Annotated in this window: 11 protein-coding genes and 1 pseudogene; 11 read left to right on the plus strand and 1 reads right to left on the minus strand. The window is 60.1% G+C overall.

Going from position 1 to position 13,068, the window contains the following annotated elements:
* Nucleotides 1-14 precede the first annotated feature (14 nt).
* The gene (locus AC1DX6_RS25420) at nucleotides 15-1,046 is read right to left on the minus strand and encodes a helix-turn-helix domain-containing protein (protein ID WP_477318428.1); all 1,032 of its coding nucleotides are present in this window, start codon (nucleotides 1,044-1,046) and stop codon (nucleotides 15-17) included.
* A gap of 329 nt (nucleotides 1,047-1,375) precedes the next feature.
* On the opposite strand from AC1DX6_RS25420, the gene AC1DX6_RS25425 reads away from it, so the two are divergent.
* From AC1DX6_RS25425 to AC1DX6_RS25475, 11 genes and pseudogenes are all read left to right on the plus strand, one after another.
* Nucleotides 1,376-2,998 carry an ABC transporter substrate-binding protein gene (locus AC1DX6_RS25425; protein ID WP_477318430.1) on the plus strand — a complete coding sequence of 541 codons (1,623 nt, stop codon included), beginning with the start codon at nucleotides 1,376-1,378 and terminating at the stop codon, nucleotides 2,996-2,998.
* Nucleotides 2,995-3,765: an SDR family NAD(P)-dependent oxidoreductase gene (locus AC1DX6_RS25430; RefSeq protein WP_477318432.1), complete on the plus strand. Its 771-nt coding sequence runs from the start codon at nucleotides 2,995-2,997 to the stop codon at nucleotides 3,763-3,765. Before AC1DX6_RS25425 ends, AC1DX6_RS25430 begins: the two co-directional genes overlap by 4 nt.
* 126 nt (nucleotides 3,766-3,891) lie before the next feature.
* A complete protein-coding gene (locus AC1DX6_RS25435) occupies nucleotides 3,892-4,782 on the plus strand; it encodes an SMP-30/gluconolactonase/LRE family protein (protein WP_477318433.1) in 891 nt (296 codons plus the stop codon).
* A gap of 11 nt (nucleotides 4,783-4,793) precedes the next feature.
* Nucleotides 4,794-5,390 (plus strand): cysteine hydrolase family protein, encoded by a 597-nt coding sequence (locus AC1DX6_RS25440; protein ID WP_477318435.1) that lies wholly within the window; start codon nucleotides 4,794-4,796, stop codon nucleotides 5,388-5,390.
* Complete coding sequence (locus AC1DX6_RS25445) at nucleotides 5,387-6,412, plus strand: ABC transporter permease (RefSeq protein ID WP_477318437.1); 1,026 nt, start codon at nucleotides 5,387-5,389, stop codon at nucleotides 6,410-6,412. Before AC1DX6_RS25440 ends, AC1DX6_RS25445 begins: the two co-directional genes overlap by 4 nt.
* Nucleotides 6,413-6,507: 95 nt before the next feature.
* Nucleotides 6,508-7,263 (plus strand): ABC transporter permease, encoded by a 756-nt coding sequence (locus AC1DX6_RS25450; RefSeq protein WP_477318439.1) that lies wholly within the window; start codon nucleotides 6,508-6,510, stop codon nucleotides 7,261-7,263.
* A complete protein-coding gene (locus AC1DX6_RS25455) occupies nucleotides 7,263-8,171 on the plus strand; it encodes an SMP-30/gluconolactonase/LRE family protein (protein ID WP_477318441.1) in 909 nt (302 codons plus the stop codon). Before AC1DX6_RS25450 ends, AC1DX6_RS25455 begins: the two co-directional genes overlap by 1 nt.
* Complete coding sequence (locus AC1DX6_RS25460) at nucleotides 8,168-9,061, plus strand: SMP-30/gluconolactonase/LRE family protein (RefSeq protein ID WP_477318443.1); 894 nt, start codon at nucleotides 8,168-8,170, stop codon at nucleotides 9,059-9,061. Before AC1DX6_RS25455 ends, AC1DX6_RS25460 begins: the two co-directional genes overlap by 4 nt.
* The gene (locus tag AC1DX6_RS25465; protein ID WP_477318445.1) at nucleotides 9,058-10,716 is read left to right on the plus strand and encodes an ABC transporter ATP-binding protein; all 1,659 of its coding nucleotides are present in this window, start codon (nucleotides 9,058-9,060) and stop codon (nucleotides 10,714-10,716) included. The genes AC1DX6_RS25460 and AC1DX6_RS25465 overlap by 4 nt, the downstream gene beginning before the upstream one ends.
* 45 nt (nucleotides 10,717-10,761) lie before the next feature.
* Nucleotides 10,762-11,568: a MoaF C-terminal domain-containing protein gene (locus AC1DX6_RS25470; protein ID WP_477318447.1), complete on the plus strand. Its 807-nt coding sequence runs from the start codon at nucleotides 10,762-10,764 to the stop codon at nucleotides 11,566-11,568.
* Between the two features lie 86 nt (nucleotides 11,569-11,654).
* Nucleotides 11,655-13,023, plus strand: a pseudogene (locus tag AC1DX6_RS25475) (MATE family efflux transporter).
* Nucleotides 13,024-13,068: the final 45 nt, after the last annotated feature.

Raw genomic sequence — 13,068 nt, forward strand, 5'->3', positions numbered from 1 at the left:
TGCATAAACCGCAGTCATGTAGATCGACCGTCAAGGCCATGGACTGATGTGGGCTCACTTCGGTCGACCACGGGAAGAATTCGGCTCTCCATCTCTGCAATCCCGGACAGATAGTCGCGTGGTGTGTTGCCAAAGGCTCGCCGGAAGGTTCGCTGAAAATAGGAGAGATCGGAAAACCCGGATTCGAAGGCGATCGTTGATATCAGCCCTGTCCGGCGTCCAGCGATGACATGATCGATTTCCTTGCGCGCATGCTCCAGCCGCTTTATCAGCAGGTATTTTGTTGGCGTGGTGCTCAGAGCGGAGAATCCGCGCTGAACCTGCTTCATCGACAGCCGAAGAATTCTTGCCATTTCCCTGATCCTTAATTTTGGATCGCGGTAGCGGGTGTCAATATACTGGCGGCTGATCTTGAGCGCCCTGTCGGTGCCGGTGTCGTTGTGCGCTTTGTAGATGAAATCGCCACGGGGCTCTTCGCTGACCATGACGCCGACGAGCCCAAACAGCGCATCGCTAAGGAGTTTCCCGAGCGCCTCGTTTACGATGAAGAGACGGATTTTTTGCAATACGGCGGCAATGGCTTTGTTGACGGGGTCCTGCCGGGGAAGAAAATTGCCCCCTGCCACAGAGCCGGGGGGGACACGGCTCAAAACATCCGCACGCGACAGAAGCATGAAGTTCTGACGGTTAAACTCACCGAAAAAGGTGAATTCTGATGGTTCTGCACTATCAATCACCACCATGTCGCCTGGCTGCAGCCAGTGCGACGCTTCATGCTGGCTCATCAGCGCATTGCCTTCTTCCTGGATGATCAGGAAAAAACAACTCTCCAAATCCAGCCGGATCTCTTTTCGGCTGCGGGAAAGCTGCTGCAGGTTGGAGCAAATCTCAACGAAGCGGATACCGGCCCTGTCCGCCCTGAAAACTTTGCCCTCGGTTTTTCGCCGCTCTGGCGCATTGAGCAGGACAAAATGGCCGCAGGCTTCCCGCAGCGAAGAGTCAAAGTCTCCCAAGTCCGTGTCGATTGCGCCAGCATCGTTCCTCATGGCGAAATATTCGCTGGAGTTGTGCCTACCGTCAATCGACGTTGAGGACAGGGCAGACCGAGCGGTGTCGCTGGAGTCCGCATTTTATGTCTTCTTCGTCCAAGCCGTTTCAAAGCAAGTCGTCTTAGATGGTTCTGATGGAACGGCCCACTGGTCCGGATGCCGAGAGCTTCGAGGATCCGACGTACAAGGACTAGTCATCGGGCGAGCGACAATGGGTTCAGGCGTCAGTGAAGCCCCGTGACGGTGCTGTGCATCGTTGCGTGGATACCACTTACCTATTGAACGGAAACAGTCCTGACGCGGAAATGGGCCTACGGCTCGGTCGAGTGGAAGAGCCGATCATAAAAAAGAAAAACAGGATCAGACCTGGGGGTAACGAGGTGAGCAAAATGTCGGAGAGCAGGTTAGGCCGTCGGGACTTCCTCAAAGGTGGTCTTGCGCTTGGAGCGGCGGCCATCGGGGGGCCGGCGCTTGTCGATCTCTATGGAAACCCTTTGCTGACGGAGGCGAAGGCGGCCACCCCAAAACGAGGGGGTATGATCATCCATGGCGTGCAGGGCGGCAGCGCCGGCGATTCGCTGGACCCGTTCAAGGTCCTGTCGGCTGCCGACTATGCCCGTTTTGCGTCGCTCTATGAAACGCTCTGGCTGGCTTCCGCCAGCTACTCCATCGATCAATGGCTGGTCGAATTCGGCGAACCCAACGCGACGTTGGATGAATGGACCGTTCGGGTCAAAAAGGGAATTCTGTTCCATCACGGCAAAACCCTGACCGCGGACGATGTCATCTACAGCGCCCAGCGCATGCTGGCCACGGCGACAGGTGCCATCTATGGCGGTTTGCTGGCGACATTGGATCTGAAGGAAACCAAAAAGCTTGACGACCGGACGGTGCGGTTCAAGCTGAAATCCGGGATGATCTGCTTTCCAGAAGCAGCGTCCGTCGCACTTCCAATCGTGCCCACGGACTTCGATCTCACCAAGCCGGTGGGGACCGGCCCGTTCAAACTGCAGAGTTTCGTTCCCGGTCAGCAGTCGGTCATGGTTCGCAACGACAATTACTGGCGCGAAAGCCGGCCGTTTGCCGACGGCGTCACGCATGTCAACTTCAATGACGAGACCGCGCGCATCAACGCGCTGCAAGGAGGCCAGATCAACATGGCCGACTTCGTCTCTTTTCCTTTGATCCGCATCCTGGAGAAAGACACCAATCTCCAGATCAACCGCTGCGAGACGGTCAGCTTCATTCCCTTGAACATGCGTGTCGATCAGAAGCCCTATGAGGACGTGCGCGTTCGCCAGGCGCTGAAACTGCTTATCGACCGCGAAGCCATGGTGAAGGGCGCCTATCTGGGCGAGGGCCGCATCGCCAGCGATCTGTATGCACCGCTCGACCCGCTTTTCAACAAGGACTTGCCGCAGCGCGAGCACGATCCGGACAAGGCAAAATTCCTGCTGAAACAGGCCGGCTATGCAGACCTGAAAATTGAACTCACCACCGGTGACTTGGGCTCAGGTGTCCTGAACTCCACCGAGCTCTATGCCTCCCAGGCAAAAGCGGCGGGTGTCGACGTCAAGCTGAACAAGATCGACCCCGCCGCTTTCTACGGCACCCAGTACGGACAATGGGGCTTCTCGCCGAACCTGCAGCCGCCCTACAACTACTTCGTCACACTCATGCAGGCGGATGGGCCGACCTCCACCCTCAATCTCTCCCACTTCCAGGACAAGGAATTCTCCGACCTTTACTACAAGGCGGTGGCAGAGCCCGACGATGCGAAACGCAAGGATTTCGCACACCGCATGCAGCAGATCCAATACGACAGCGGCGGGACGATCATCTGGGGCTACCAGAACTCCGTCGATTTCACCCGGGGCATCGGGGGCATACAGCCCGACGTGTCTGGCCTGTCGACCTACCGGACCGGCGATCTCTGGGTGGAGGAATGATACGGGGCAGGCCAGTCGCAATCGTCACCGGCGGTGGCAGCGGTATTGGCCTGGCTTGCGCCACGTCTCTCGCCGCCGCCGGCTTTCGCCTGGTCATCAATGGCCGGCGCAAGGACCTGCTCGACCTCGCGGCCCGCGAAATCATCGCCTCGACGCCCGGGGCGGAAGTGGAAGTCGTCAGCGGCAGCGTCGCAAACCCCGAGGATGTTAACGCGATTTTCGCACGGGCCACGGATGCCTATGGCCGCCTCGATGCCGTGGTCAGCGCAGCAGCCGCGCTGCATGTCGCCAATTTCAAGGAGCTTACGCTGGAGGATTGGGACGCCATGAACGGCACCGTACTTCGCGGCGCGGCTCTGATTGCGATGGCGTCCACCAAGGCTTTCCTCGCCTCCGCGACGCGAGGACGGATGGTGTTCATCTCCTCCATCAGCGCGCGTGTGGCGGATCCGGGCCTCGCGCACTATTGCGCGGCGAAAGCAGGCGTCGACGCATTGGTCCGATCTCTGGCGGTAGATTTGTCGGCTGACGGCATCGTCGCCAACGCGGTGGCACCGGGCTGGATTCATACACCCATGATCGGCGAATTCGTGGATTCCCTGGCGCCCGGAGCTCTGGCGGTCATGAATCCCCAGGCGCGCGCAGCCGACCCAAAGGAAGTTGCCGACGTCGTCCGGTTTTTGGTGGTCGATGCGCCTGAGTTCCTGACCGGCTCGACCATCACCGTCGATGGCGGCCAGACCGTCATGAACCATGTCATCCGTTGACCTTCCCTGATGCTGGCTGGCGCGTAGCCAGGATGGCCCCGAGGCTTGCACCGCCATGAAGGCGGTGGCGCAAGCGTATGCGGAAAATGCCGCCAACCTTTTTGAACGCAAGCGGAAATAGTTCAAATGCTCGCATACCAGTCCACCACTTTGGCAACTGACCTGGGACACCCACAAGGACTGGACGTCACCTCGGACGGTGCCGTCATCTTCGCGGAGACCTATCGCTCACGTCTCGCCATGTGCAATGCCGCCGGCGAACTCACAGAACTCTTCTACTGCGGTGGTGGCCCCAATGCGGTGATTCTGGGGAGTGATGCACGGATCTATTTCACACAAAACGGCGGCCAGGCAGGGGCATGGCGCGCGGATGACCAACGTCCGCCGGCGCTCGAATTTTTGGACATGGCGACGGGCAAGGTCTCCGAAATCTGCCGCGAGGTGGCGGGACGTCCCTTTCTGGCTCCGCACGATTTGGCCTGGGGTCCTGACGGGTGGCTCTACATGACGGATTCAGGCACCTGGGCGCCGGGCGGAAAAACCGAGCCTGGGGCAATCATCGGGATTTCGCCGCGCGGCCAGGCCGAACTGATTGTTGACACCGGCCATGTCTTTCCAAGTGGCATCGCCTTGACGGCCGATGGGACCATTTACTGGGCCGAATGCTATACTCGGCGGATCATGTCCATGCGCAAGGGTGGCGCGGTCGCGCAGATCTGTACGCTGCCGGAGGGCCATATTCCCGAATCGCTCAAGATAGACGAGAATGGGAATTTCTGGGTCGCCGCGCTGGAGGCTGCAGGTTTTGACGTCATCAGCCCGCGCGGCGAGAGGATCAATTTCGTCCCAACCGGTGGCTTGCCTCTGAACGGCACCTTGCACGACGGCAAGCTCTATGTTGCCGATCTCGGACCCTATGACGAGTCCGGGCCGGAGATGCAACTTGTCGGACGGCTTCAGTCCGTTCTGTGCGATGTCCGTCCCGGGCCCGTCTTCCGCTCTGCAATCGATTTTTGAGGAGATGCGTCATGCCTTTGCAGGATATAAGCGCCGCCAGAGCCGCGCTGATCATTCTCGACATGCACGCCTGTATCGTCGGCCCTCAGGGCAACGCACAGCCGCACGCGACCGAGCAGGATCTGATTGCCCACATCGTGCGGCTGCGCCAGGCAGCGAATGAAAAAGGCACCCCGGTGGTCTTTGTCCATCACCGCCGACCGCGAGGTTTGCGCGACAGCGGAATGATCAGCGCGCTGTTTCGCGAAATCGCCGACGATCCCGATCTGCAGCCCGGCTCGGCCGGGCTCGAGATGCTGCCGGAGCTCAGTGTAGACCCTGGCGATCTCGTCGTAGAAAAGCAGCGCGCCAGTGCCTTCGCCGGAACCGATCTCGATCAGACGCTGAGGGCGATGGGCGTCGATACCATCATCCTGACGGGAGCATGGACCAATCTTTCCGTGGAATCGACCGCTCGCTTCGGCAGCGATACCGGCTACCGGGTCGTCGTCGTCAGCGACGCCACCGCCTCCCAGAGTGCCCAATTGCATCAGATCGCGTTGGATGGCGGTCTGTCGATGATCGCTGAAATTGCAACCTGTGACGAGGTGGTTGGTGCGCTGCGATGAGCAAGACATCGAATCTTGAACCGGCAAGCGCATCCTTTCGCACGCCCATACAGTCAGGTGGCAAGGCGCGCTGGCTTTTGCGCAGGATCCTGAGCGGCGCCCTCGTTCTTCTCGTGGTTTCCATCCTGATTTTCGTCGCGACGCAGGCGTTGCCGTCCGATCCGGCGCAAACGATCCTGGGACGTCAGGCGACGCCCGAGCTTGTTGCGAATTTACGCGAGCAACTGGGCTTGAACCGGCCCCTGCCGGTCCAGTATTTCTCTTGGCTTGGCGGGTTGCTCCAAGGCAATCTCGGCGTCTCGATCGCGGCGAAACAGCCGGTGGCGGCATTGCTTGGCACGCGACTTCTGAACTCGTTGGCCCTGCTTGTCTTTTCGGCAGTCGTCCTCATTCCAGTGTCAATCGCGATTGGCGTGACGATGGCGGTCTGGCGCGACGGCATTCTCGATCGATCGCTGATGCTGGCGCTCCTCACCCTCATGGCGCTGCCTGACTTCGTCGTTGGAACCGTCCTTCTCATTCTTCTGGCGACGCTCGTCTTCCAGATCTTTCCGGCGGTTTCGCTGATATCGCCAGGCCAGACCGGCTTTTCCCAGCCCTATAAGCTTGTGTTGCCCGTTCTGACAGGCGTCTTGATCACCGCGCCCTATCTCATACGCCAGACCAGGGCGTCGATGATCGAGGCCCTGCAATCGGAATATGTGGTGCAGGCACGTCTGCGCGGCATCAGCAAATGGCGAGTGGTTTGGCGCCAAGCGCTTCCCAACGCATTGGTCCCGATGGTTCAGGGAAGCGCCCTCATGCTGAGCTATCTGCTCGGCGGCGTCGTGGTCATCGAATACATCTACAACTATCCAGGCCTCGGTGGCCTGCTGAACGATGCCGTTCGCTTTCGCGACCTTCCTGTCCTACAGGCGGTCACCCTGATCTTTGCCAGCGGCGTCGTCTTTTTCAACCTCGTGGCGGATTTGCTGACGATTCTGCTGACCCCGAGGCTTCGCACCAGCGAGTGGGACCGATGACGCCGTCGCCCAACGAACAAAGCGAAGCTGGAATCTCTTGTCGGCTGCTGGCATCGCCGAAGGTTCGTGGTGGGCTGGCTGCAACCATCGCAATATTGGCCATCGCATATCTTGGGCCGCTGTTTGCACCCCACGACCCTTCGGACATCGTCGGCGTGCCGTTCGACATTGCTGGCGCGAGCACCTGGCTCGGCACGGACTATCTCGGGCAAGACACGTTTTCCCGTGTCCTGTGGGGTGGCAGATCGGTGGTCTGGATGGCCACGCTGGCAAGCCTGATCGCCACTGTGCTCGGCGCCGCCATCGGAACTTTCGCGGCCTATACCGGTGGCCTTGTGGACCTTGCGGTCGGCTGGCTGAACGATGTGCTGCTGGCATTTCCGCTGATCGTCCTCGTCATCCTGTTTTTATCTATGCTGGGTCACGATCCAGTCCTGATCGTGCAGGTTGTCGCGATCGGATGGCTTCCGACCGTGACGAGATTGAGCCGAAGCGTGGCGCTGGCTGCCATTCACCAGGAGTATGTCGCCTGGGCGGAGCTTGCCGGAACGCCGCGCTACAAGATCCTGTTCAAGGAAGTCCTGCCGAACATCACAACGCCGCTGATCGTGCAGTTCGGCGCGCTTTTGACCTGGTCGATCGGGGTGATCGCAGGCTTGAGCTTCCTCGGCTTTGGCATTCAGCCACCGAACGCCGACTGGGGACTGATGGTCAATGAAAACCGCAGCGGCCTGATGATCGCGCCATGGGGAACGCTAGCCCCGATCATCATGATCGCGGCCTTCGCTCTTGCGGTCAACTCGCTGACCGAAGCAGCGGGCAAGGTCCTTGGTGTGGGGGAAAATCTGTGATGGCGGCCGTCGAGATGGAAATCCTAGTCGAGGGGTTGGGGCATCCGGAGGGGCCCGACATTCTTGAAGATGGCGGCATCGTCTTTGTCGAGGCCGACAGCGGTCGAGTTTGCGTGTGGTATGCGGACCGTGCCGTTGTCACTCTCGCCTCCACGGGCGGTGCGCCTTACGGCTCGACCGTCGGCGAGGACGGCTGGATTTATGTCACCCAGAGCGGAGCAAATTATGGTGATCACCGGCTGCCGCGCCCGATGTCTCCGTCCATACAGCGCATCTCGCCGGACGGCTCCATCGTGCAGACGATCTGTTCGGCATCGGATGGCGAAGGCTATTTCGCCCCCAACGATCTCGTCTGGGGCAGGGACGGACGATTGTATTTCACCGACTCCGGCCTTTGGCAGCCGGAAAACCCCTCGCAATCGAGCGCGATCCACGCCGTTCGCTCGGACGGCGTGGCCGAAAAAATTCGCGACCTCGGCCCGGTGTTTGCAAACGGCATCGCCTGCGAGGCCGACGGCTCCATAATCTGGCTTGAGTCCTACACTGGAACGATCGGACGACTGCGACCAGGCGGGCAAACGGAAGTCGTCACCCGGCTGCCCCAAGGGCAGACGCCAGAGGGTGTCGCAATCGATGCTGAAGGAAATCTTTGGATCACGACGTTTGAAGCGGGGCTAGTGACGGTCATAGCGCCCGATGGCCGGCCGTTGCGCGAAGTGAGGACGGGCGGTGTCCCCGTCAACTGCGCCTTCGATCGAGGTTGGCTCTACATCACCGATTTCGGATTTGCGACCGACCCCGCCGATGACAATTCACTGCGACCTGGACGGCTTCTTCGCCTGCGTGTGGACACCGAGCGGATGCCGATGCCGCGCGGCTCAATATCTCTCAAAGGAAAATCAGCATGACGCGCGTACTGCCGATCGAGATTCTGGACGAAAATTTCGGCGACATGCCGCAAGGCGGTGACACCTTGAAGGACGGACGCCTGCTGATGGTCGATGTCATGACTGGCGAGATCGTCGCTTATGCATCAGATACCGGGCGCGAAGTCATCGCCAAGGTCACGAGCGGTCCGATTGCCATACTTCGCGGAAGCGACGAGGCATTCTACCTCGCGCACACGGGAGGCGTGCTTGGTGATTTCTGGGCAGCAGATGACCGGATTCCGCCTTGCATTCAAAAGCTGTCGCCTGGGCAGGTCGGTCCGGAAACGATTCTGACCGAAGTAGCGGGCGAGCCGATCGTATCGCCGCACGACATCGCCTTCGGCGCGGATGGCCGCCTCTACGTCGCCGATTCCCACATCTGGGAATGGGAGCCGCACAAGCGCAAAGGCGACGGCAGGATCTTTGCCGTCAATGGCGATGGGAGCACCGAGCTACTGGTCAACACCGGCTGCACCTTTCCCTGCGGGTTGGTCGTGGAAGCTGACGGATCAGTTGTCTGGACCGAGTCCTATTCCGAGAAGATCCGTCGATTGCGCAACGATGGAACCCTGGAGGATGTCGTGCAACTGCCCGACGGCCATACACCGCACGGGATACGCATCAGTGACGACGGTACGTTGTGGATTGCATCCTTCGGCTCGTGCTCGATCGACGAAGTGGCTGCGGATGGCAGCAAGGTGACATCTCATCCCATTCCCGGGCATCCCATGCATCTGGTGTTTGATGGCGATAGTCTGCTGATCGCGTCTTTCCGCAAGATCGACGAGGAGAACATGGCCGGACAATTGCTTCGGCTGCATGTCGGCAGATCCGGCGCGCCCACTTGGCGTGGCGTGATCGGCGCATGATACGAAAAGCTGACAGCGCGATGATGGCCGATCAAAAACAGGAGCAATCGCCGCGTGCGAAGGTGAGCAGCCTTTGCGTTACGCTCAAGGACAGCCGCGAGATCGTCTCGGATGTAAGCTTCGAAATCTCGCCCGGCGAGATATTGTGCCTGATCGGCGAATCCGGGTCCGGCAAGACCACGGTCAGCACGGCCCTTCTGGCCCACACGCGAACAGGCGCGAGCATTGTCTCCGGCACTGTCGAGATCCAGGGGATCGACATCCTGTCGCAGTCGCCGCGGTCGCTCCGTTCCCTGCGCGGAAAGGCAGTTGCCTATGTTGCACAAGACCCGGTGTCAGCCTTCAATCCGGCCATTCGCATCCTCGATCAGATGATGGACGTCGCCTTGTGTCACGGGTGGAGAAGAACGACCGCGCGAGTCCGTGCGATCAGCATCCTGGCAGAAGTGGGTCTGCCCACCGACCCGGCATTTCTAGCCCGCTTTCCCCACCAGGTTTCCGGCGGGCAGTTGCAGCGCCTTGGCATTGCAATCGCCATGATGCTGCAACCTGGCGTGCTGGTGCTGGACGAACCGACCACCGGTCTCGACGTCGCAACCCAGGCGGTGGTGCTCAAACTCATCAAGCAGTTGTGTACAGGGCACGGAATCGCGGCGCTCTACGTTACCCATGATCTGGCGGTCGTGGCCGCCATTGCCGATCGCGTTGCCGTCATGCGGCACGGAAGGATCGTCGAATCGGCAGCCGCGGCTGCGTTCTTCAGCACACCTGCGCATGAATACAGCCGTAAGCTGCTTCAGACAGCGCCTGATGTTGCATGCGCCAGACCCAGAGACGGCGCGCTGTCCGACGGATCGCTCGGGCCGGTCCTGCGCGTATCCAATCTGGCTGCGCGGTACGGAAGATTGCCGGTGCTTTCGGATGTGAGCTTCGAGCTTTTTGCCGGTGAGTGTCTCGCCGTCGTCGGTGAGTCCGGCTCCGGCAAGAGCACGCTTTCCAAGAGTATCGTCGGAATGCATGTCGAGCAAAGCGGTCTTGTGGAACTGGACGGCGTGCCAATGGACCCGTATTCGCGCCATCGGCCATTGCGGGCGCGTCGCGACCTTCAATACATTTTTCAGTCCCCTTTCTCCGCGCTCAATCCTCGCCGCAGCGTCGGCGAGAGCATCGGCATGGCCTACGATCTGATCAAGGGCGAGCGCATGTCACGGCGCCGGGCGATCGATGAAGCCTTGATGAAAGTCGGACTGCGTTCCGACCAAGCCAGCCTTCGGCCCGATCGCCTGTCCGGTGGCGAGCGTCAACGCGTGTGCATAGCCCGCGCATTGATCTGCAAGCCCAGGGTTCTGGTATGCGACGAGATCACCTCTGCGCTCGACGTTGTGGTGCAGGAAGCCATACTCGACCTCCTGATAGAGCTGCGCGACGCCGAGGGGCTGGCAATGCTGTTTGTCACCCACAACCTTGCCGTGGTCCGCAACCTGGCCGATCGGGTCCTTGTCCTTGACGGAGGAAAGACGGCCGAAATAGGCGCCACGGAAAGCGTATTGACCCACCCAAACCACCCCTACACCCGCTCCTTGCTGGACAACACGCTTTCGATTTCGACGATCTCGCAAGAACGATGGGGCGCATCGGCCCGGCCGGTCCCGTAGCGGCGATTTCATCCACATCCAATTCGATTACAAGGAATGCAGAAAATGGCTGAACATCACGAACCCGCCTCCGACAGCGCATTGGGGCTCGGAGCCAACTTCACCGCGAACAAAGCCGCCCGCAGCGCAGAACTGGCCGGACGGAAGCTTGAGATTGAGCTGGTGGATGGACAGGCCCATTCATTCGATCTGATCGACGAAAACGAATTGCGCTGGTCAGGCAGGGGAAGCGCAGCGACCGTCGAGCAGTATGAGGCACAGAAGGTGGCCGAGGGGTTGTTCCTCATCGCGTTCCGTCATGCAGCCGATTCCGAAGTCTCCACCAGCATGATTGTCGATTGGCCCTCGGGCGAAGTCGTTTTCATCCGCAATGTCGTCGGTCCCAAGGTCGGAAATCTGCCCGCGGTCGAGCAGGTCGTCACCCTTGGCAGGATCGCGGGCCAACCACTCAACGGCGGCAAGTTCTCCCACACCAGCGATCTGTTCGGGCGCCGCGCCATGTGGGTTTACAGCGAAGACGACGTCTATGAACACATCTATCTCAACGCATCCTGGTATGCTTGGCATTGCCTGAAGGGCGAAGAGTATCCGCTGGCCGACGTCGATCCGTGCCAGGTCTTCAAGCTGCGCGACGATATTTACCTGCTGACATTTTCAGAGAAGGTCATGGTCATGGCGGCTGGCATGGTCCTGGACTTCGGCAAACTGCGCTCCTATTGCGCGGCGCTCGGCCGAGACCCGGTCACGGGCCAGCTTACGCATTTCACCTTCGGCGCGTTCGGCAAGATCCTCAGCCAGACAGACTACCCGCAGCCGTTGGCGGCCCCGATGGTCGAGGCGATCGGACAGTAGTCGCGCGTTCTCCATCAATTCCGCACCGCTGGGTGGCGAAAGGCTGCGGCCTTTCGCGCCCGGCCGACCGTCATGGCGCACAGATCATGGAAGCTTCGACGCAGGTAGGGCCGGACAGTTGGTCTGACCATTTCGCCGCGACGTTACGGCTCGCCCTGCCGCTGATCGGTGCTCAACTCGCTCAACTCGCGATCAACACGACCGATGTCCTGATCATCGGCCACATCGGCGTCGAGGATTTGGCGGCCATCGTGCTGGCGACCCAATATCTCTTCACCATCCTTCTGTTCGGATCCGGATTTTCCACCGCCGTCATGCCACTGGCGGCGCAGGCGACCGGGCAGGGTAGCAAACGTGACGTGCGCAGGTTCACAGAATGGGGCTGTGGGCATCGCTCGCCTATGCAGTCCTGGTGATGCCGCTATTCATCGGTTGCGAACCGATACTTGGCTTGCTCGGGCAGAAGCTGGAGATCGCTTCAAAGGCGGCGTCCTACCTCAGGATCGCAGGCCTTGGCATGGCACCGGCGTTGATCTTCATGGTCCTCAAGGCGTTCCTGAGCGCGCTGGGAAAAACGAAGGTGATCTTCCTGACGAACCTGGTCTGTGTCGCCGTCAATGCTGTGTGTGCCTACATATTCGCTCTTGGTCATTTTGGCTCACCCGCCTACGGGCTTGTGGGCGCTGCCTGGGTTGCCGTTTCGGTAAACGTCCTTTTCGCGGTCATTCTTTCAATCCATGTCATGCGCGAGCAGACTAGTCTCGGATATGCGATTCACACCCGGCTCTGGATGCCTGATTGGGCCGCGCTGATCGAGGTGCTGTGTGTCGGTGTGCCAATCAGCCTGATGATCCTTTCAGAAATAAGCCTGTTTTCGGTCGCCTCGATCATGATGGGCTGGATCGGAACTTCGCAGCTTGCCGCCCACGGTATCGCCATGCAGCTGGTGGGGCTGGCATTCATGGTTCCACTCGGACTGTCGCAGGCCGCAACCGTGACAGTGGGGCTTGCGGCTGGACGGGGCGACAGGCAGGCCATTCGTCGTGCGGCCTTTCCGCGATCGCCATAGCATCCGGTTTCGCGCTGATCAGCTGCATGCTTTTTGTCCTGGAAAGAAAGGCCCTTGCCAGCCTTTTCATCGATTCCGCCTCTCTCGACGCGAAAGCGGTCCTCGCCGCAACTGGTCCCTTGATCGTCGTGGCCGGGACGTTTCAACTCTTCGATGCATTACAGGCAATCGGTGCCGGCCTTGCACGCGGGTTAAAGGACTCCGTCGTGCCGATGCTCTTGGCCATCGCGAGCTATTGGGGCGTCGGTTTTGGCGCTGCCCTGTTGCTTGGGTTTCCACTGGGCCTCGGCGGCGTAGGCATCTGGCTCGGATTTCTGGTCGGTCTGGCGGCGGCCGCTGTGTCGCTTAATGCGAGGTTCTTCAGCATTTCCGCGCGAATTCATTGAAAAAGGCTTGCGGGCGTATGCAGGTTCGCGACCTCGAAATTGTCA

Source organism: Mesorhizobium sp. P2_C4 (genome assembly GCF_056404575.1).